17 protein-coding genes are annotated in these 20,856 nt (G+C 61.8%); 7 read left to right on the forward strand and 10 right to left on the reverse strand.

Annotated features, from left to right (window positions below; genetic code table 11):
• Positions 1–17: 17 nt before the first annotated feature.
• From VM94_RS09355 to VM94_RS09365, 3 genes are all read right to left on the reverse strand, one after another.
• Positions 18–1,010, reverse strand: coding sequence for a porin (locus VM94_RS09355; RefSeq protein WP_046683239.1), 993 nt, complete (start codon positions 1,008–1,010; stop codon positions 18–20).
• Positions 1,011–1,118: 108 nt separating this feature from the next.
• Positions 1,119–2,432 (reverse strand): dicarboxylate/amino acid:cation symporter, encoded by a 1,314-nt coding sequence (locus VM94_RS09360; protein WP_046683240.1) that lies wholly within the window; start codon positions 2,430–2,432, stop codon positions 1,119–1,121.
• Between the two features lie 384 nt (positions 2,433–2,816).
• Positions 2,817–5,147 (reverse strand): catecholate siderophore receptor Fiu, encoded by a 2,331-nt coding sequence (locus VM94_RS09365; RefSeq protein WP_046683241.1) that lies wholly within the window; start codon positions 5,145–5,147, stop codon positions 2,817–2,819.
• A 294-nt stretch (positions 5,148–5,441) separates the two neighbouring features.
• On the opposite strand from VM94_RS09365, the gene nudC reads away from it, so the two are divergent.
• Together nudC and folE are read left to right on the forward strand one after the other, a co-directional pair.
• Complete coding sequence (gene nudC, locus VM94_RS09370) at positions 5,442–6,275, forward strand: NAD(+) diphosphatase (RefSeq protein WP_082127649.1); 834 nt, start codon at positions 5,442–5,444, stop codon at positions 6,273–6,275.
• A 78-nt stretch (positions 6,276–6,353) separates the two neighbouring features.
• The gene (folE, locus tag VM94_RS09375; protein ID WP_035822985.1) at positions 6,354–6,920 is read left to right on the forward strand and encodes a GTP cyclohydrolase I FolE; all 567 of its coding nucleotides are present in this window, start codon (positions 6,354–6,356) and stop codon (positions 6,918–6,920) included.
• 46 nt (positions 6,921–6,966) lie between these two features.
• Here the strand turns inward: folE and VM94_RS09380 are convergent, their stop codons facing one another.
• The gene (locus VM94_RS09380) at positions 6,967–7,743 is read right to left on the reverse strand and encodes an AraC family transcriptional regulator (RefSeq protein WP_138829059.1); all 777 of its coding nucleotides are present in this window, start codon (positions 7,741–7,743) and stop codon (positions 6,967–6,969) included.
• A gap of 235 nt (positions 7,744–7,978) precedes the next feature.
• On the opposite strand from VM94_RS09380, the gene VM94_RS09385 reads away from it, so the two are divergent.
• Positions 7,979–8,380, forward strand: a complete 402-nt coding sequence (locus VM94_RS09385) for a hypothetical protein (RefSeq protein WP_046683243.1) — start codon at positions 7,979–7,981, stop codon at positions 8,378–8,380.
• A gap of 137 nt (positions 8,381–8,517) precedes the next feature.
• On the opposite strand, the gene VM94_RS09390 is transcribed toward VM94_RS09385, so the two are convergent.
• Entirely contained in the window at positions 8,518–8,883 is a 366-nt protein-coding gene (locus VM94_RS09390) for a hypothetical protein (protein ID WP_046683244.1), read from the reverse strand.
• Positions 8,884–9,195: 312 nt separating this feature from the next.
• Between VM94_RS09390 and VM94_RS09395 the strand changes: the two genes are divergently transcribed.
• The gene (locus tag VM94_RS09395; RefSeq protein WP_046683245.1) at positions 9,196–10,842 is read left to right on the forward strand and encodes a methyl-accepting chemotaxis protein; all 1,647 of its coding nucleotides are present in this window, start codon (positions 9,196–9,198) and stop codon (positions 10,840–10,842) included.
• A gap of 4 nt (positions 10,843–10,846) precedes the next feature.
• Here the strand turns inward: VM94_RS09395 and VM94_RS09400 are convergent, their stop codons facing one another.
• Positions 10,847–11,272: a hypothetical protein gene (locus VM94_RS09400; RefSeq protein WP_046683246.1), complete on the reverse strand. Its 426-nt coding sequence runs from the start codon at positions 11,270–11,272 to the stop codon at positions 10,847–10,849.
• 200 nt (positions 11,273–11,472) lie between these two features.
• Here VM94_RS09400 and VM94_RS09405 point away from each other — a divergent pair, with 200 nt between their 5' ends.
• The gene (locus VM94_RS09405) at positions 11,473–12,171 is read left to right on the forward strand and encodes a glutathione binding-like protein (RefSeq protein ID WP_046683247.1); all 699 of its coding nucleotides are present in this window, start codon (positions 11,473–11,475) and stop codon (positions 12,169–12,171) included.
• A 7-nt stretch (positions 12,172–12,178) separates the two neighbouring features.
• Here the strand turns inward: VM94_RS09405 and uraH are convergent, their stop codons facing one another.
• Together uraH and VM94_RS09415 are read right to left on the reverse strand one after the other, a co-directional pair.
• Positions 12,179–12,598, reverse strand: a complete 420-nt coding sequence (gene uraH, locus VM94_RS09410; protein WP_046683248.1) for a hydroxyisourate hydrolase — start codon at positions 12,596–12,598, stop codon at positions 12,179–12,181.
• Between the two features lie 14 nt (positions 12,599–12,612).
• The gene (locus VM94_RS09415; RefSeq protein ID WP_046683249.1) at positions 12,613–13,107 is read right to left on the reverse strand and encodes a GlcG/HbpS family heme-binding protein; all 495 of its coding nucleotides are present in this window, start codon (positions 13,105–13,107) and stop codon (positions 12,613–12,615) included.
• Between the two features lie 141 nt (positions 13,108–13,248).
• On the opposite strand from VM94_RS09415, the gene VM94_RS09420 reads away from it, so the two are divergent.
• Both VM94_RS09420 and VM94_RS09425 read left to right on the forward strand, forming a co-directional pair.
• A complete protein-coding gene (locus VM94_RS09420) occupies positions 13,249–13,968 on the forward strand; it encodes a heavy metal response regulator transcription factor (RefSeq protein ID WP_046683250.1) in 720 nt (239 codons plus the stop codon).
• Positions 13,965–15,383: a heavy metal sensor histidine kinase gene (locus VM94_RS09425; protein WP_046683251.1), complete on the forward strand. Its 1,419-nt coding sequence runs from the start codon at positions 13,965–13,967 to the stop codon at positions 15,381–15,383. The genes VM94_RS09420 and VM94_RS09425 overlap by 4 nt, the downstream gene beginning before the upstream one ends.
• A gap of 101 nt (positions 15,384–15,484) precedes the next feature.
• On the opposite strand, the gene VM94_RS09430 is transcribed toward VM94_RS09425, so the two are convergent.
• Positions 15,485–18,823, reverse strand: coding sequence for a DEAD/DEAH box helicase (locus VM94_RS09430; protein WP_046683304.1), 3,339 nt, complete (start codon positions 18,821–18,823; stop codon positions 15,485–15,487).
• A gap of 188 nt (positions 18,824–19,011) precedes the next feature.
• Positions 19,012–20,718 (reverse strand): methyl-accepting chemotaxis protein, encoded by a 1,707-nt coding sequence (locus VM94_RS09435; RefSeq protein WP_046683252.1) that lies wholly within the window; start codon positions 20,716–20,718, stop codon positions 19,012–19,014.
• Between the last annotated feature and the right edge of the window lie 138 nt (positions 20,719–20,856).

A 20,856-nucleotide genomic window follows, 5' to 3' on the forward strand; every position in this document is an offset into this window, starting at 1 on the left:
GATTTTGGCCGACGTCCTTAGAACGTATGACGCATGCCCAGGTTAAAGCCGCTGTTGCCGGTGCCATCGTCCGTGGCATTGCCAACCTTGTAGGTAGCGCCGTTCTTGTTGCTGATGTGGCCGTAACCTGTGTACAGGTCGCTGCGCTTGGACAGGGCATAGAAGGCGCCGATGGCCCACTGCTGGGCGTCACGGTTGGCATTGCTCTTGTCGTTGTGGCGGATGTACGACGCGACCAGCTTGGTGGCGCCGAACGGGGCGCTGAAGCCGACCAGGATGTCATTGCTCTTGCTGTTGTCGAGGGCGCGGTTGTCGGCGTAGCCGAAGTTACCTTGCAGCACGCCAAAGTCGTAGCGCGTGGCCAGCAGAGTGTTGCGCGTTTGCTGGGTCGCCAGCGCATTTTCCTGGCGGTGGTGCGTCAGGGTCACGTTCAGCGGACCGTCGATGTAGTGCACGGCGCCGCCCATGCTGCGGTTTTTCGCATTGTCGCCGGCCACTTCGCCAAAGCCATACGCCAGGTCGGCCGACAGCTTGCTCCAGGTTGGCGTGCTGTATTGCACCATGTTGTCGATGCGATAATTCGTCGCCATAATGTTCGACGCCGTGCCGGCCAGGCCGATGACAAACGGATCGGCCACGTCGCGCAGTGCCAGGTAGTACGGCGTATATTGGCGGCCCAGGGTGAGGGCGCCGGCGCTGCCGGTCAGGCCCACATACGCCTGGCGGCCGAACAGCCGGCCGCCCTGGCCCGAGGTACCGGTATCGATATTGAAACCGCTTTCCAGCACGAAGGTGGCGGCCAGACCGCCACCGAGGTCTTCCTTGCCCTTGAAGCCGATGCGCGAGCCGGAAGCGATGCCGGAAGCAACGCGGTTCAGGCGGTCTCCAGCCGCATCCTTGTCGAACACCAGGCCGGCGTCAGCCACGCCATACATGGTCACGTTCGATTGGGCCATGGCGCCGGTGGAGGCTGCGCCGAGGGTCAGCAGGGTAAACAGGACTTTTTTCATGAAAATCTCTCTAATAAGTTGGAATGACTACTGATCGCACTACCTGACTGCTTGTTACTCAACATCGACAACAAATAAATGGCCCGCTTGTGGCGGGCCATGGCGCTATCAGGCTTTGCTAGCGTGATCCGCTTCGCCCCAATGGCTTTCCGTGTTCTGGTTGGCCGCGTTGGCCGCGGCGGCTTCTTCCTCGGTGGCCAGGCCACCTTCCCACTTGGCGACGACAGCCGTGGCGACGGCATTGCCGACCGCGTTGGTGGCCGAACGGCCCATGTCGAGGAATTGGTCGACGCCCATCAGCAGCAGCAAGCCCGCTTCCGGAATATTGAACTGGTTCAGGGTAGCGGCAATCACTACCAGCGAGGCGCGCGGCACGCCGGCCATGCCTTTCGAGGTCAGCATCAGCAGCAGCAGCATGGTGATCTGCGTGCCTATCGACAGGTCGATACCGTAGGCTTGGGCGATGAACAGCACGGCAAAGGTGCAGTACATCATCGAGCCGTCCAGGTTGAAGGAGTAGCCCATCGGCAGCACGAAGCTGGAAATCTTGCGGTCCACGCCGAACTGGTCGAGCGCCGTCAGCAGTTTTGGATAGGCCGCTTCCGAGCTGGCCGTCGAGAATGCCAGCAGGAATGGTTCGCGGATCAGGCCGACCAGTTTGAAGACGCGCGGGCCGATGACGACGAAGCCGGCGGCGATCAGCAGTGCCCACAGGCACATCAGGCCCAGGTAGAAGCCACCCATGAACTTGGCAAACGTGACCAGCACGCCCAGGCCGTGTGTGGTGATGACGGAGGCCATCGCGGCGAACACGGCCAGTGGAGCCAGGTTCATGATGGTGCCGGTGATGCGCAGCATGACTTGTGCCAGCTGGTCGACAACGGCCGTCAGGGTCTTGCCCGATTCGCCCAGGCCGGCCAGTGCGCCGCCGAAGAAGATCGAGAACACCAATACTTGCAGGATTTCATTGTTGGCCATGGCCTCGATCGGCGACTTCGGCACCAGGTGCGTGAAGAAATCTTTCAAGGTGAAGGCGGCCGTTTTCAAATTCGTTGAAGCGTGTACGTCCGGTAATGGCAAGCCCAGGTTGGTACCCAGCTGCATCAGGTTCGACAGTACCATGCCCAGCGCCAGCGAGACCAGCGAGGCAACCACGAACCAGCACATGGCTTTCAGGCCGATGCGGCCCGCCGTCTTGCCGTCGCCCATGTGGGCAATGCCGACCGTCAGGGTGGAGAACACCAGCAGCGCAATGATCATCTTGATCAGGCGCAGGAAGACGTCGGTGACGATGGAAATATTGCCAGCGATCTGAGCGCTGAGCTTGGCATCAGGGAAGGCGGTGTTGCATCCATACCCGACAATAATGCCGAGGACCATGGCAATCAGGATGTACAGGGTTAATGGCCGTTTCTTTTTCATTTTGACTCCTCCAAATGAAGCGCCGCTGTGAGCGGATTATTGATAGCGAGCAACTCAAGCTTGGAGTCAATATTTCTCAAAAACAAGCCCTTGCGTGCTAGCGATTATTTGCAGCAAAACCTGTACATAGCAAAGGATATGCCTGAAATTGGCATTTGACGCATAACTTCTTAAGTTGTTGATTTAATGAGGCTTTTTTGTTGTCAGGATGTTGCAATTTCGCAGGCTTGCGCGAAATATTGGACGCGGCGGGGCATCGCTGTATGACTTTTCATACGCTAGTCGCGTCAGGGCGGCAGTGCGCCAAAAAGGCAAGATTATCAGGACAATAAAAAAGCCCCTCCGAAGAGGGGCCGATGTTGCGTAATACTTGTTTTCTTGACGTTAGAACTTGATATTGGCCGTCAGGCTGAACGAACGGGGCTGGCTTGGCGTGTAGCGGAAGCCGGACTTGTTGATGGCTGCCACATAGGTCTTGTCGGCCAGGTTGTAGGCGTTCAGCTGCAGGTCGAGGTTCTTGTTGACGGTGTAGGTTGCCATGGCGTCGAAGACCCAGTAGGCATCCACGCGGGCCGGTGTGCCGACGGCGCCATCGGTGCCGCGCAGCATTTCACCCACGTAACGCGCGCCGCCGCCGATCTTCAGGCCGAATGGCAGGGTGTACGACGTCCAGCCCGTAAACGCCTGTTTTGGCGTGTAGCTGAGGTTGTTGACGCCGCTGGCGGTGACGACCTTGCCCGACTTGACACTGGTATTCATGCGCGTATAGCCAGCGCTGACCAGCCAGTTAGGCATGACTTCGCCCACCATGCCGATTTCGATGCCCTGAACGCGCTTCTTGCCGGTCTGGTAGTAGATCAGGTCGATGGGATCTTGCTCTACTTCATTTTTCACTTCCGTCTGGTACACGGCTGCCGACAGCGACAATTTTTGTTTCAGGAAATCCCACTTGGTGCCGATTTCCTTGGTGGTGGTTTCCTGCGGATCGTAGATCGGATTTTGCGCGCTGCTGGCGCCGGTGCTCAGCGTGAAGTTGGTGCCCGGTGGCGCCTTCGACGTGGCCCACAGTGCATACACGCTGCTTTCCGGCGTCGGCTTGTATAGGGCCGAGATCTTGCCGTTGGCGAAGGTGTCGTTCAAGGTGATGTGGGCAGGAATAGGCGTACCAACCGGCAACTTTTGTACCTGGCCTTGGGCCACGGCCGTTTGCAGGGTGATGGCGTCATACGTGGTGTTGAAATGGTCGAAACGCACGCCGCCGTTGAAGATCCACTTGTCGCCGAACTTGATGGTGTCGAAGACATACGCGCTTTGCGTGTTGACTTCGCCTTGGCTGTAAGCGCCGTTGCGCACCGGCTGGTAGCCGGTAACCGGATCGCGCGGATTTGGATGGTACAGATTGGCGTCCGGCAGGGTGCCCAGGCTGGCAGGCACATAGCTGTAGTTGGTCTGTTTTTCGCTGGTGAACTCGGCGCCGGCCACCACCGAGTGCTTCAGCACGCCCGTGTCAAATTGCGCGCTGAGCACGGTCTGGTTGGTCAGAATCGTGTTTTCCTGGTCCTTCACGGTACGCAGCGAGCGCGCCAGGGTCCAGGTCGACGGATCGGTGGCGACCGGCGTCTTCAGGTTGGCGGTGCTGCCCATGAAGGCTGTCAGCAGGTAATCCTGCTTGGTCTTGCCGTAGCGCGTGGTGTTCTGGAATTGCACGGTCGGCGAGAAATCATGGTCGATGCGCAAGGTGCCCATGTCGGCCTTGACCTTGTCGTGGTCCGTGGTGGAGCCGTAGAAATTCTTCGGGTCGACCTTGGCGGCGCCGTTCAGGAAGGTGCGGATGACCTTGTTCGTCGAGGTGATGGTGTCGGGTGTCGAATAGCCGGGCAAGCCGATGGTCGGCACAAAGCCGTCGGGCACGTTGTTTTGATCTACGTGCAGGTAGCTGGCCGTGATGCGCGTCGGTTTGCCGATGCCGAAGGTGACGGTGGGCGCGAAGGCCCAGCGCTTGTTCTTGACTTCGTCGCGCGCCGGATTGCCGCTGTCCTGCGTCATCAGGTTCAGACGGAAGGCCGTGCCGGAATCGGCGTCGATGATGCGGTTCCAGTCGGCCGTGGCGCGTTTTTGCTTGCCGCTGCCGGCTGTCAGCAGGGAATTGAATTTGTTTTCCATGGTCGCTGTTTTGCTGACCAGGTTGATCGAGCCGGTCGGCGAACCGCGGCCGCTGTCCGTGCCCGCCGGGCCCTTCAATACGTCGATCTGTTCGATGTTGAAGACGTCGCGCGAGATGGAGCCCACGTCGCGCACGCCATCGACATAGATGCTGCCCGAGGCATCGAAACCACGCATGTAGACGGCGTCGCCCGTGTTCGTGTTGCCGTTCTCGCCGAGGAAGAAGGTGCCGACGCCCGGTGTGTTGCGCAGCGCGTCCGTCAGGGTCAGCGCGCCTTGCTGCTCGATCAATTCCTTCTTGATCACGACGATGGTTTGCGCCGTATTGACCAGCTCTTCCGTGTATTTCGGCGACGAAGCTTTTTCAGCCTTGAAATCATTTTCCTTGGAGCCCACGACCTTGATTTCGTTCAGGGTTTGCTGCGATGCCGGGGCGCTTTGGCCGGCCGGATCGGCCGCCTGGGCGGCGACGGGCAGCAGCATCACGGCCAGGGCGGCGCCGATGTGCTGGTTGAAACGGGTGGGGGCGTGTTTGCGGCTCTTGATTGCCATCTTGCTCTTTCGAAAAGGTCAGGGTAGTGGTTCCTGGCTGGCTCTGCGCCGCTGTGCTTGGGCACGCGGGCAAGTGGCTGGCGATGGAGACGGAATAGGCCGTATTGTAATAACTGGGCGCTATTTCGTAAATGAGAATCGTTATCAGTATCATTTACGCAACGGATTGCGCGTGTCACAAAAAAAACACTGTCATGGCTCATGAATGCTTGCTTTGCGGCCCGGCCGCTGCTATGCGCGCAAGCGTCCGGCAGCGGGAGTATGATGAGCAACCTTTACAAATTTCCGCCAAGCATGCTGCAGACTCCCGATGCCTTTGTCCCCCTGATCGATGCGCCCGAACCGGCCCCGGCCGCCGAGCAGACGCTCACCTTCGTCTTTCACCGCGGGCGTCTGTTGTTGCGCATGCCCGAGCTGGCCTTGCCCACTGCCGCCGAAGTGGCCGCGCTCGATATCGACTTGAGCCGCGCACAACCCGTGGGTTTGTGGCAAGACCGCTATTGCCAGACGGTCTGGGTCGACGAGGAGCTGCCCGTCGGCGCCGGCCTGGCCTGGCACGGCATGCGCTCGCTGTTCAATGCTGTCGACGACGCTTTCCTGGGCTTGGCCAGCCGCGCCGTGCAGCTGGCCGAGTGGGCGCGCACGCACCGCCATTGCGGCGTGTGCGCCACGCCCATGCAGCGCACCCGTGGCGAGCGCTGCTTCACCTGCGCCGCTTGCGGCATGCTCGCGTATCCGCGCATTTCGCCGGCCATGATGGTGCTTATCCGCAAGGGCGAGCAGGTGCTGCTGGCCATGCACAAGCACTCGCCGTCGCAGCGCTTCAGCCCGCTCGCCGGTTTCCTGGAAGCGGGCGAATCGATCGAGGAAGCCGTGCACCGCGAGGTGATGGAAGAGGTGGGCTTGCGCGTGCATAACCTGCAGTACTTCATGAGCCAGTCCTGGCCGTTTCCCCATTCGCTGATGATCGCGTTTACGGCCGATTACCTCGATGGCGAGATCCGCCTGGACGAGAACGAGATCGCCGAGGCGCGCTGGTTCGGCCCCGGCGATGCGTGGCCGGAAGCGAGTTCGAGCGTGTCGATTTCCGCGCTGCTGGTGGGCGCGCACCGTCCGCCAACGGTATAGGCAAAGAGGAGGCTGCTCGGGCAGCCTGCCGCATTTTCTATATACTGGCGGCAATTGAAAATTTTAGGGTGGTGTAGCATGTCTCAAGAAGAATTCTCCGAAAACGACTGGCGCCGGCTGATCAGCAGCTTTGGTGAAGATCCGCAGCGTCCTGGCTTGCTGGAAACGCCGGCGCGCGTGGCCAAGGCGTGGAAGCACTGGACGTCCGGCTATGGTCAGGACCCGGTGGACTTGCTGAAAGCGTTTGAAGATGGCGCGGAACAGTACAACGAGCTGATCGTCGTGCGCGGCATCCCCGTCTACAGCCATTGCGAACACCATCTGGCGCCATTCTTCGGCAAGGCCACCATCGGGTACGTGCCCAACGGCAAGATCGTCGGCCTGTCGAAATTGACGCGCCTTGTCGATTGCTTCTCCAAGCGCCTGCAAGTGCAGGAACGCATGACGATGCAGATCGCCAATGCCTTGATGGAAGTGTTGGAACCGAAATCGGTGGGCGTGGTCGTACGCTGCCGCCACCTGTGCATGGAAAGCCGCGGCATCCGCACGCCGGGCGAAGAAACCATCACCTCGGCCATGCTGGGCGAGATGCAGCCGAACCTGGCGCTGCGCACGGAATTTCTGGCCCTGGCGCGCGAAGTCTGATTTTTGGCGACGATGCAGGACGAAGGCGGCGCAATGCCGCCTTTTTTTATATTCTTCCCGATTCCCGTTCCGCCAGGTAGCGCGCCGGCGGCTTGCCCACGGCCTTGCGGAACATGGTGACGAAACCGCTGGTGTTTTCATAGCCGAGTTCCAGCGCCACCGCTTTCACGCTGTGCCCTTGCGCCAGCCGTTGCAAGGCCAGGATGACGTGCAATTGCCGGCGCCAGCGTCCCACGCTCATGCCCAGTTCCTCCAGTGACTGGCGGGTCATGCTGCGCTCGCTCATGCCGATGCGGCTGGCCCACTCGGCCAGGGTGCTTTTATCGGCGGGCTGCGCCAGCAGCAGCGCGGCCAGGCGGCGCAAACGCGCATCGCGCGGCATCGGCAAATGCAAGTCTTCCACGGGCGCGGCCGCCAATTCATCGAGCAGGGTAAGCACCAGGCGTTCCTGCGCGCCCTGCAGCGCGGCCAGGGTGGGAAAACCGGCCGCCTTGGCGATCAGTTCGCGCAGCAACGGCGACACGGCCACGGTGCAGCAAACGGAGGGCAAGGCGGGCGCCATGGCTGGCTCGACAAACAGGCAATAGCACTCCGCCTCGCCCACGCCCTGCGCCGAATGCATCAGGCCGCCAGGTATCCACACGGCGCACTGGGGCGGCACGATCCACACGCCGCTTTCCACCTCGCAATGCATCACGCCCCGCGTGGCATACAGCAACTGCCCCTTGCGATGCTGGTGCGGCGCCTGCTCCGCGTCCTCGGGCACGCTGGCCAGGCCCACGGCCAACAGCGGGCGCAACACGCCATCGACGTCGAAATCCATGAGGGAGGCGCTGGCGTCAAGGCCCAGCTCGGTGGTGAGCATGCTGGGCTGCAATGGATGGGGCATGGATGCGCTTTGGCTGGATTGAATAATATTGTGGCTATTTTATGCAATGACGTCCGGCGGCGCCATCGGTATCGTGTACTGATCCGCAGCCCCGCTTCAACGGCAACCGCCGCCGCCAGTGTTCTGATGAAGGTAAGGAGGAACGGCAACCCCCTAAGGAGTCATCACCATGCAGCTTGATCTATCCACTTTTCCCCTCGTCTGGATGCGCCGCGAGGCAGCGCCTGTCCAGCCCGATATTCTGTTTGCCCAGTTTGACGCGCTGCTGGCGCGCCGCCAGGCGTTTGTCATTCTCAGCGAGGAAGGCTTTGACGAGGAGGGGCATGAACACCCGCAGGAAGAGCGCAAGCGGGCTGCGCTCTGGATGAAGCGGAACAAGGCGGCCATCCGCGCGTATATCCAGGGCATGGTGCTGGTCGAACCGAGCGCCGCCAAGCGTCTGGCCGGCAAGGCCTTTGCCGTGATGTTCGGCAAGTTCTGGGGCTATCCGCTGCATTTCGGCACCAGCCGCGACGACGCGCTCGACATCGCCCAGCATTTGCTCAAGGCGTGGCTGCCGCCCCAAAAATGATCTGACAAGGCTACACAACGCCTGACAAAACCGTCGCGAGCGGAAGGGAGAGGTAGCCGAGAAGCGGAACTGTACTTTAGTACAGTGAGCATCGCAGGCTGCCTATACCGACGCGCAGCAGGTTTGGTCAGGTGTTCCTAATAGCGATAGTCGTTGATAAAGTGTTTTGTAAAGTTGTACTTGCTGCCGCCGTCGAGCAAGTCGACCAGGCGTTTCGGCGCCGAGGCCGACATGAAGGCGTCGGCCGCGCCGCCCGTGCTGCGGAACTTCATGCCGGGGCTGAGGATCTGGTTGGCGCCGATTTTCAGGTGCTGGAAGCTTTTCGTTTTCTCATTATTGAGAATGAAATGCAATTCCTGCTTGAAGGTCAGGAAGGGGATCTTCAGCCACCAGCCTTCGTCCGTGCCATAGCTGGCGACGCTGGCAAAATGCGTGTTCTTGTCCGTCAAGGTGGGTTTGCCCAGGCGGTCGTTGATGCGTTTCATGGCTTCATTCTTGGTCATGCTGTGCTTTCGTGATTCATCTTGTATCCGGCGTGCATTTTGACACAGGCACGCCACCCCCGCTGCCTTGCCGCCCCTATCTGCATGCTTTTTTACTGCAATGCAGCATCAATTCTCATTAATTGTCGCAACGCATTAACAACACCAAGCAAAAATCATTGCCTCCCGGCATTGTAAATATCGGTCGTTCGAGCGTATGCTGGAGTCGTCTGAACGGTGCCGCCAGAGCACCGTCGCCGCCGCATTCCTGGCCTGCCGGGCTGGAAGCGGGCCACGCCCCATCGCCGCACAATAGAGAGTTGGAGACACAGCATGAAGAAATTGACGTTCCAGCAGAAGTTATGGATTCCCCTGATTTGCAGCCTGTTGTGCATCACCGTTATTTTTGTCTATAACGCCCTGGAAGTGCGCAAGATCCGCATCGAAGAACGTAGCGCCGACCTGAGCAATGCCGCCGACCTGGGCCTGGGCGCCGTCAAGATGTTCGGCGACCTGGCCGCCAGCGGCGCCTTGACGAAGGAAGAGGCGCAGAAGCAGGCCACGGCCGTCATCAAGAGCATGCGTTTCGGCGAGACCGGTTATTTGTCCATCATCAACCTCGACGCCGTCGTTGTGATGAATCCCGCCGCGCCGCAAACGGATGGCAAGAACATGTCGGATTTCAAGGATGCCAACGGCACTTATCTGTACCGCGACATCGTTACCGTCGGCAAGAGCGATGCGGGCAAGGGCTTCGTCCACTATTATTTCCCACGTCCCGGCCAGAAGACCCCCGAACCGAAAATGAGCCGCGTGGTGGCCTACAAGCCATGGGCCTGGACCCTGGTGGTGGGCGTGTACATGGACGATATCGACGCGGCCTTCCGCCAGTCGCTGCTGACCTCGCTGGGCGTGCTGGTGCTCGTGTGCGCGCTGCTGGCCGCCGTCGTCGTCGTGATCAACCGCAGCTTGCGCCATGCGCTGGGCGGCGATCCCGAGTATGCGGCCGACGTGGCTGAAAAGATCGCGAATAACGATTTGAGCGGCGTCGTGCGTACGCATGCCAACGACCGCCACAGCGTGCTGTACGCGATGAAAACCATGCAGGCCAACCTGGTCGATGCGATCAGCGAAATCCGCCACAGCGCCGAAACGATCGCCACGGCATCGAGCGAGATTGCCAGCGGCAATATGGACTTGTCGGCGCGCACGGAAATGCAAGCCAGCTCGCTGGAAGAAACGGCCGCCTCGATGGAGGAATTGACCTCGACCGTGACGCAAAACGCGGGCAATGCCGTGCAGGCAAATGAACTGGCGCAGTCCGCTTCCGCCGTGGCCCGCCAGGGCGGCGCCGTGGTGGCGCAAGTGATCGGCACCATGGATACGATCAATGCTTCGTCGCGCAAGATCGTCGACATCATCGGCGTCATCGATGGCATCGCGTTCCAGACGAATATCCTGGCCTTGAACGCGGCCGTGGAAGCGGCGCGCGCTGGCGAACAGGGACGCGGATTCGCCGTCGTGGCCAGCGAAGTGCGTAACCTGGCCCAACGATCCGCGGGCGCAGCGAAGGAAATCAAGGAACTGATCGGCGCTTCCGTCGACAGCATCGCGGCCGGCAGCACGCTCGTCGCACAGGCGGGCACGACCATGGATCAGGTGGTGGCCAGCGTTTCGCGCGTGACCGACATCATGGCCGACATCACGGCCGCGTCGCACGAGCAAAGCACGGGTATCGGCCATGTCAACCAGGCGATCACGGAAATGGATAGCGTGACGCAGCAAAATGCGGCACTGGTGGAAGAGGCTGCTGCGGCGGCGTCGAGCATGCAGGACCAGGCGGCCGTGCTGGCGCAACTGGTGGCGCGCTTCAAATTGTCGGCGCAGGAATCGGGCACGTCGCCGCGCCTGGCGGCCACTTCGGCTGGCGCACCGCGCGCCGCGGCGAAAAAGCCGCTGCGCAGCCTGGCGGCGCGTTAGGGTTCTACTGGGCTGGCGCCGCCGCTTGCGGCGCCGGTTCGAATTCCAGCTTGTCATCGACGACCACGAATTGCCCGATCGGCTGGCCCAGGTCGGCTTTCGGGTCGTTTTCCATTTCCGTCAGGTCATTGCAGGTATTCGTTTCAGCTTGCCACAACTGCTTGCCCATGCGGATATTCCACAGGCCATCGCCGGCTGCAAACAGCTCGACGGTGATGTCGGCCGGCGCATCCGTCGACAGGGTATGCAGGCGCTGGCATTGCGGCAGATTGGTCGCCATCAGCTGCACTTCCACGGTATCCTGCCAAAAATAACGTTGCTGGCGGCGCACGGTCAGGGAATGGTCTTGCCCATCGAACATGTAGATGGCGAAGTCCTGGACACAGCCTGACAGCAGGACGGACAGCATGACGATCAGGAGTTTGCGCATGGTCGGCTTTCTTGGTTTGTGCTCTGGATTGTGCTTGGAAATGTCGGAATGCCTGCGTGACAGCGCTAGCGGGTGCTTACCCTGCCTGCGCGCCATCTTGTTTTTCGCTGACGTGGCATTATATCCATGCACACCAGTTGCGGCGCGACAATATCCACGCGCGCGCCGCCCGCCCTCCCTATTCAGCTGGAAAGACCACGATGATCGACCTGTATTACTGGACCACGCCCAACGGGCACAAAGTGACGATGTTCCTGGAAGAAGCGGGCATCCCCTACAACATCATTCCCGTGCATATCGGCAAGGGCGACCAGTTCAAGCCCGAGTTTCTCGCCATCGCGCCGAACAACCGTATCCCCGCCATCGTCGACCAGGCGCCGGCTGATGGCGGTGCACCCTTGCCCCTGTTCGAGTCGGGAGCGATTCTGCAGTACCTGGCCGAGAAAAGCAGGCAATTCCTGCCGGCCGATGTGCGCGGGCGCGCCGAAGTCATGCAGTGGCTGTTCTGGCAAATGGGCGGCCTGGGCCCGATGGCCGGGCAAAACCACCATTTCGTGCAATACGCGCCCGAACCGATCGATTACGCCATCACGCGCTACGTCAACGAAACGAACCGCCTGTATGGCGTGCTGAACAAGCGCCTGGCCGACCGTCAATTCGTTGCCGGCGACACGTATTCCATCGCCGACATGGCGATCTATCCGTGGATCGTGCCGCACCAGCGCCAGCGCCAGAAGCTGGAAGATTTTCCGCATCTGGCGCGCTGGTTCGCGGCCATCGCCGCGCGCCCCGCCACCGTGCGTGCGTATGCACGCGCAGCCGAAATCAATGTGCAGCCGACCGTCAGCGGCGACGCGAAAAGCGTGCTGTTCGGGCAGACGGCGAAGACGGTAGCCTAATCAACGGTCAGTTGCCGCGATATGTTGAAAAGCCGAAAGGGCTGAGCAGCAGCGGAATGTGGTAATGCTGGTCAGTCTTTTCCACGTGAAACTGCACGGGGATTTCCGGGAAAAATGTTTCCTGTTTCAGCCGTGCATAGTGTTCGCCCGTTTTAAACACGATGCGGTAGTCGCCCGCCTGCATGGGCGTATTCGCCGGATACATTTCCGTGATGCGTCCCTGCGCATTCGTCACGCCGCTGGCCAGTTGTTTCCAGTCATTGTCATGCCCCTTGCCTTGCTTTTGCTCCAGGGTTACCGTCACGCCCGCCGTTGGCTGGCCGCTTTGCAGGTCGAGGATGTGCACGCTCAAGGGATTGGCGGCCAGGGCCAGGCTGGAGAGGCTGGCGAAGGCCAGGGCGGCGGTGATTTGTTTCAGTGTGGTCATTGTCGTGTCTTTCTTTACAGGGTAGGGGAATCGAGTTCAGGAATGGCGGCCAGGGCGGCCAGGGCGCAGGCGCGGTCTTGCTGTGCGCCGCCGCCGCCGGCCACGCCGATGGCGCCGACGATGTCTCCCTTGGCGCGCAAGGGCAGGCCGCCGCCCAGCAGCAGCAGTTCCGGCACGGTGGTCAAATTGGCCATGTCGGGATTGTCACGCGCGGCCACGGCCAGCGCCTGGGTATCGTTCTTCGTCGACAGGGCCGTGTAGGCCTTGCGCCGGCTCGCATCCGTGTTGTGCGGACCCACGCCATCGGCGCGCTGCACGGCCACGATATTGCCGCCTCGGTCGAGCACGGTGACGACGATATGCCGGCCTTGCGCCTGGCAGGCGGCCATGGCCGTATCAGCCAGTTTGCTGGCCGCCGCCAGCGAAATGTCATTGACCTTGCGCAACTGGGCTTGGGCCGGGCTGGCCAGCAGGCACAGCAGGGTAGTACCGAAAAGTAGGGCTTTCATGTGGCATCCAGAGAATCAAGTGACGCCAGTATGGCCAGTCTTGCCCTACGAGAAGATGATGGCCGCATGACATTTTTATCATCCGCGGCACCGTGCCTGCGGCGTAGAATGGTTTAACTTCCCACAAGAAAGCCCCCACCCATGCGCATCCTGGTAATCGAAGACGAACCGAAGACGGGTGACTATCTGTTGCGCGGCCTGGCCGAGTCTGGCTTCACGGTGAGCCTGGCGCGCAATGGCCGCGACGGCCTGCACATGGCCGGCACGGACACGCCGGACTTGATCGTGCTTGACGTCATGCTGCCCATCATGGATGGCTGGCAAGTGCTGCGTGCCCTGCGCCTGTTGCCCGGCGGCGCCGACGTGCCCGTGATCTTTCTCACGGCGCGCGACGAGGTGCAGGACCGCGTCAAGGGCCTGGAGCTGGGCGCCGACGATTACCTGGTGAAACCTTTCGCCTTTGCCGAACTGGTGGCGCGCATCCGCACGCTGTTGCGGCGCGGGCCGCCGCGCGAGGACGACGTGATTCGCATCGGCGACATGGAAATCGACGTAATGAAGCGCAAGGTCAGCCGCCAAGGCCAGCGCATCACCTTGACGGCGAAGGAGTTCGGCTTGCTGCATTTATTGGCGCGGCGCCAGGGCGAAGTCTTGTCGCGTTCCATCATCGCCTCGCAAGTGTGGGACATCAATTTCGAGAGCGACACCAACGTCATCGACGCCGCCATCCGCCGCCTGCGCAGCAAGCTCGACGACCCTTTCGAGCCCAAGCTGATCCACACCTTGCGCGGCATGGGCTATGTTTGCGAATTGCGCGCGCCGGCCGCGCCCGTTGTGCCTGACACGGGGGCACCTGCATGAAGCTGGCGCAGCTTCGCCGTTCGCTGACCCTGCGCGTCACGCTCGTGTTCGTGCTGATCGTGGCCCTTGTCTCGGCCGGGCTGGGCATGCATTTGTACCGCTCGTTCGTGGCGGAAATCGAGCGCCGCGATGACATTTTGTTGCTGGGTAAGTTGCGGCAGATCCAGCAGCTGCTGGGCAATGCCGGCACCCTCGATATCATCCGCGAGCGGCCCCAGTATTTCCGCGACACCATGAGCGGCCAGGAGAATTCACTCGTGCGCATCGTGCGTGCCGATGGCACGCGCTTGATCGATGTCAATCCGAACGGCGAGATGGTGGCGCATCCTGTGCCCGTGGCCGTCGATGCGCCCGTGACAAACAGCGACATTATCAGCTGGATCAGCCGCGACGGTTATCCGGCCAGGGTCGTGGCGGCCAGCGCGCGCATCGGCGACCCGGCGCAGATGGCCGATATTTCCGTGGCCCGCGTGTATGGCGACCGCACGGCCATGTTTGCCGCCTACCGCTGGCAGATCGTCGTGTCCGTTGCTGTCAGTGCGCTGGTGGCCGCCCTGCTGGCGAGCTTGATGCTGCTGCGCGGCCTGCGGCCGCTGCGCAATATCGCCGCCCACGCGGCCCTGGTGCGGCCCGGCAAGCTGGGACAGCAGCTCGAGGCGCGCGATGCGCCGACGGAATTGCTGCCGCTGATACACGCCCTGAACGCCATGCTGGCGCGGCTGCAGGAAGGCTATGCGCGGCTGTCGCAATTTTCCGCCGACCTGGCGCATGAATTCCGCACGCCCGTCACCAATCTGCTGGGACAAAGCCAGGTCATGCTGGCTCGCCCGCGCAGCGCGCACGAGTATGAACAGCTGGTGTCGTCGAATGTGGAAGAGCTGGAACGGCTGTCGCGCATGATCGACAGCATGCTGTTTCTGGCGCGCGCCCAGCAGGATGAAATGGTGCTCGTCAAGCAGGTCTTGCCGGTGCAGGACGAGTTTTTGCGGCTGGCCGATTTCTTTGAAGGCTTGGCCGAAGAGCGCGAGCTGGCGCTGGCTTGCCACGGCAGCGGCACGGTCACTGCCGAGCCGCAACTGCTGCGCCGCGCCTTGGGCAATTTGTTGTCGAACGCCATCCGCCACGCGGCGCCGGGCAGCACGATTTTGTTGCGTTCGCATGCGACGAATGAGGGCGTGGAATTGAGCGTGAGCAACCTCGGCCCCGCCATCCCCGCGCGCCATTTGCCGCACCTGTTCGAGCGCTTCTACCGCGCCGATCCGGCCCGCAGCGATTCGGCCGCCTCCACCGGCTTAGGCTTGGCCATCGTCACGGCCATCATGCAATTGCACGGCGGCAGCGCGACGGTCGCGTCGGATGCGGCCGCCACGACATTCACCTTAATGTTTCCGCTCGAGGACCGTAGGTCGGATTAGCGCGCAAGCGCGTAATCCGACATCATGCGCCAACCATATTGTCTGATTACGGTCCTGCGGACCTAATCCGACCTACGCCGTAAAGCATGGTCATGGGGCCGTCAACCCATCTCCACCAAAAACTCATGCATCCCCGTATGCGGCAATTGCGCGCACGCCGGTGCAAAGTGCGGCAACTGTCCCCACAGCAGCGGGTTGCCGACGACGTACACATAGTGCTGCGCGCGCGTCAGGGCCACGTTGAGCAGGTTCGGCGTGGCGGCAGCCCACTGGGCGGCGCCTACCGTGCTGTCGTCGGCGCCGAGGACCAGCATCACCACGCTTTGTTCCTTGCCCTGGAAGGTGTGCACTGTGCCCACCATCTGTCTGCTCCACTGGCGCAATTCACGGGCTGTCGGCGCCTTGCCATAGCCGAGGCGGCGGTCCCAGTCCATGTCGACGATGCGCGAGCGCAATTCGTTGCGCACGGCCTTGAACGGCGTGATCACATACATGTCTGGCAGCTTGCCGTCGCGGCGATACAGCTTCAGCAGCACTTCCAGCACGAAGTCGAGTTGCACGGGCACGACCTGCTTGTAGCTGACAGGACCGGCGGCGTCGATCCAGCGGCTCGGGCCTTTCGTGAGACCCCGCGCGCCGACCGGCGGCGTGCGTTCATCCAGCCCGTAGACCATCTTGTCTTCGTAGGCGATGCTGTTGGCCAGCGAAAACATCGGCTCCACGCAGCGGCGGTGCACGCGCAAGGGGCTGCCTATCCACAGCGGTTGCGTGCTATTGGCGCCGACAGTTGCGCCATAGCGGTTGGCCTTGTCGGCCAGTGTTTGCACGGAAACGGAGGTTGGCGCATAACTGCCATCCTGCGTGTGCGGCGACAGGGCCGACAAGGTTTGCACGAGGCGGCCCGGCACCGTGAACACGGGCTCGATCTGCAGCGGGTCGCCCACGACGACAGCACGTTTCGCGCGCCACAGGCTGCCCAGCGCCGCTTGCGGCACGGCCTGGCCCGCCTCGTCGATGAACAGCCAGCCCAGCGATTCGGGACCCATGCCCTGGAACTGGCGCGCGAACGAGGCAAACGTGGTCGACACGACGGGCACGACCATGAACAGGCTGTGCCAGACCATGGCGATGTGCGACTGGTCATAGGCGCGCTTGTTTTTCAGCAATTTGGAGACGGCCAGCAAGTTGCCGCCAAAGCCGGGACCGCCTTTCTTTGCCACTTCCGCCAGCCACGCTTCATGCAGGGCCAGGGCCTTGGCGAACAGGCGCGAGCGCAGGCGGGCCAAGGCCGGTTCATGCCACAGGCCGCCAATTTGCAGGGCGTCGCCGTCCAGCTCGTCCAGGGTCGCTGGCGCGATGATGGTGGGAAAGCGCATGCGCGCGCGGCGCAGCAGTTCCGTGCTGTCATCCCATTCGCGCTGGCGCGATTGCGCCGTGCGCAGGGCGATGTGCAGGCTGTTGCGAGCGCGTTCGCAGCGTGGCTCCAGTTCGCCTTTCAGCAGCAGCTTGATGGCGGAGACATCGCGCGCGGCCTGGCGTTGCGCTTCGGCATTGGCGACGACGGCATCCTTGTAGGTGCGCGCCGGTGCCGTGCGGAACAGGCGGGCAAAAAAGCCGGGCTGCGTCAGCGCCACCAAGCGTTCCTCTTCCAGCAATTCCTTCTTGCTGGCGAGCAGGGTGTTCTGCTGCGCCAGCGCGCCGGACAGGGCGCCATTCGCCGCATCCATTTCCTGCTCGGCAGCAATCAGCGCCTGCTGGCTGGCCTGCATGAAGTCTGCTTCCGTGCAAGTGCCCACGGCTTGCCACAGGGCCGCGTACTGGGCGTGCTCGGCCAGGGCTTTTTCCACCACGTGTTCCGTCTCGCGAAATTCGCGCGCCGCTTGGGCGAAGCTGACGCCCTGGTAGCTGGCCAGCCATTGGCGGATATTTTGCGCGTTTGGCGTCTTGCGCGGCGTATTTTTATCCCAGTCGTCGTCATAGAAATTGCTGACGAAGCGGCGGCGGTTCGCGCTGTTTCCCAGCGCGCAGGACATCAAGCCCCATGGCGCTTCCGCCTCACCCAGGGCGCGATTGGCGCCATTGCCATCGGCCACGACCCGGCGCGCCACGCTTTCAAAGTAGCGCGTGCGCGCCCATTCCTTGCCTAGCTGCTTCGGTTTTGGCAGGTCGCCGGAAATGTTTTCCACCGCTGCATTGTTCGACGAGGCGACGACCATTTCAAAGCCCGTCAGTTCCGGACGCAAGCGCGCGATGGTGATCGGGTCGCGCACGCCTTCAAAGGCCACGGCCACCTTGCCGATGAAGGCGTCGCCAGCGCGGTCCAGGCAAGACAGCACGCTGGCGCGGCGCACGATGTTGTCGGCGAATAATTCGCGCAACAAGGTGGTCTTGCCCGTGCCCGGCGGACCGTTGACGGAAAAGATGCCGCGTTCGCTCAAGCCCGTGCGCGCGCCGTGGATGGCGAACTGCTGCATCAAGCTCATGGCGTAGCTGGCGTCTTCCAGCCAGTGTCCCCGGTTCATATTGCCCGGATTGAGCATGGCGGCCAGCGCCTGGCGTCCGGCCGGACTGTACAGGTCGATGCGCTCATCCTGCGCCAGCGGCGTCAGGTAGGCTGCGACCGTCGCGGGCAGCTTGCCGCCACGCAAGGCGCGGATGATCTGTTCCAGGTCATCGAGGTAAAAACTGTTGAGGATATCGATCGACGGTTCCGCGACGTCGCCAAAGTCCAGCGTGCGGTTCTGGCTGTTCTCAAGCGCATCGGCCGGGTCGGCAGCGGCGCGTTTCTTGCGTGTGCGCAATTCCAGCACGGCGAGCGGCTGGCCAGCCAACGGGTGGAAGCCGGCCCAGTCGCGCAGCAAGTCGGCCAGGGCCGCGATTTCCATGCCGGACAGGGGAGACGAGACATTGCCGGCCTCGTCCGTCACTTGCTGTGGCGTGCGGCCGGCCGCGAAGTTGCGCAGGCTGTCCTGCAGCGCCAGCTGGCTGTCGCTGAAGGCGTCCAGGCTCAGGCCGGACCAGTCCGGCGTGCGGGCACGGCCCAGCGCCCACGGCAACGTTGACACGGAAACGGGATCGAACTGCGGCTCGCCCAGCGCATTGAGATTGATGCGGGCAAAGCACGAGCGTCCCAGCAGTTCCGTCTTTTCTGTTTCGGCAATGTTTTCCGGGCCGTTGGCCGGCGGGCAAGCCTTGTTGATTTCAGCCTTGTCGAAGACGCCCAGGAACAATGAGAAGCCATCGATCTCGCGGTCAGACGGTACTTGCCATTGCGTGGCGAACTGCAGCGGCAATTGCGCCAGCTGTTCGCGGTGCAGGAGACGCACGGTGGACTGGTCTTCAACGTCCGTGATTTGATTCAGGTCAAACGGGATAAAGAATTCGATCTTGTGCCAATACTCCAGGATAGCCAGGAGGCGCTGCTGTTCTGCCTGATTCATGATGACCAATATTTTGTAAAGCGAGCGAGGATTGTAAAGCGTATGCGCGCTGCACGTTTTGCACTTTTGTCTATTGCGCGGCCTTTGCCGCAAAAAAAGTGGTATTGGCAGACGAAAAAAAGCCAGGCAGCAACTTCCTGCCTGGCTTTCCCTCGGGGAGGGTGCTGTTGGGTGTTAAAGCTCGTGCATTAAAACTCTTCCCATTCGCTCTCGGCAGCCGCATTGCTGCGGCGTGCCGGCGCGGCCGCGACGGCCTTGCGCGCTGGCGCTGGCTTGGCTGCGGGGCGTGCGATGGCGGGCGCTGCCGGTGCTGTGCGCACAGGCGCCAGCTTGGGTGCGCTGGCGACATGGTTGCCGGTTTTAAAGAAGCCCACCACGTGGGCTAGTTCACCTGCCTGGTCCTGCATGCTTTGCGAGGCGGCTGCCGCTTCTTCCACCAACGCCGCGTTTTGCTGCGTCACTTCATCCATTTGGGCAATGGCCATGTTGATCTGTTCGATGCCGATGGTTTGCTCGTGCGTGGCGGAGGTAATCTCGCCCATGATATCGGTCACGCGCACGATACTGTCGACGATGTCGCCCATGGTCTGACCCGCTTCATTGACGAGGCGCGAACCCGTGTCCACGTTGGCGACGGACGCGGCGATCAGCTCCTTGATTTCCTTTGCTGCGCCAGCCGACCGTTGGGCCAGATTGCGCACTTCCGACGCCACGACGGCAAAACCGCGGCCCTGTTCGCCCGCGCGCGCCGCTTCCACGGCCGCGTTCAAGGCCAGGATATTCGTCTGGAAGGCGATGCCGTCGATGACGCCGATGATGTCGACGATTTTCTTCGACGAGGCGTTGATGGTGCCCATGGTGTCGACCACTTGCGAGACGATGCTGCCGCCGCGCACGGCCACTTCGGACGCGCTTTTTGCCAGCTGGTTCGCCTGGCGCGCATTGTCCGCGTTCTGCTTCACGGTCGAGGTCAGCTCTTCCATGGCCGACGCCGTTTCTTCCAGCGAGCTGGCTTGCTCTTCCGTGCGGGACGACAGGTCGAGGTTGCCGGCGGCAATTTCGCTCGATGCCGTGGAGATCGCATCCGTACCGTTGCGCACTTGCGCCACCACGCCCAGCAGGCTGGTGTTCATGGCTTTCAGGGCGCCCAGCAGGCGGCCCGTTTCATCGCTGGAATTGACGACGATGTGCGACGACAAGTCGCCCGAGGCCACGGTTTCGGCCACGCTGACGGCTGCATTGATGGGCTGGGTGATCGAGCGCGTGATGATCCAGGCAACAAAAGCGCCCAGCAGCACGGCTACGCTGCCCAGGGCAAGCATGGACGCGCGCGCGCTGCCGCTCAGCGTTTCGGCGTCCGTTGCCGCCTGCGCCGCCTGTTCACCTTCATACGCGACCAGGCTGTCGAGCGCGCCCAGCACGCGTTTCAGGCTCGGCGCCGCCTGCTGCGTCAGGAATGCAATGGCTTCTTCCGTCTGGCCCGCATTACGCAGTTCGATGACCTTGTTGTTCAGCGGCGCGCCCGCTTTCAAGGCAGCGTCCAGCTCGGCCATCAACGCCGTTTCCTTGTCCGTCGAGATTTTCTTTTGCAAGGTTTCCTTGGCGGCGCCGTATTTCTTGCGCGCTTCGCCAATTTTCGCCAGTTCCGCCTGCACCAGCGCTTCCGTCGGCGCCACCACAATGCTCGTGATCGCCAAGGTAATGTTGCGTACGTTGTCGCTCATGGTATTGGCGGCCGCCATTTTGACGTTCTTGTCGGCCACGATATCGTGCGTGCGTGCGCTCAGTTGCCCCATGGAATACAAGCCGACGAGCAAGACGGCGACCAGCAGGCCGAGAACGACAGCAAACCCGATCCCGAGCCGGGTGCCGATTTTGAATTGTGAGAGTGACATGATTGCTTTCGTGTTGCGGAAGTGAGGGAAAACATCGGACATACCGGGGCTACGGGTTTATACGTAGCGGCGGCCAGCCTGTAATTGTTCCTCAAAATTCCGCACTGCAATACAAAAACTTGTATCAAGTCCGTGAAA

This window comes from Janthinobacterium sp. KBS0711, from assembly GCF_000988085.1.
GTDB classification, from domain to species: Bacteria; Pseudomonadota; Gammaproteobacteria; order Burkholderiales; family Burkholderiaceae_D; genus Janthinobacterium; species Janthinobacterium lividum_E.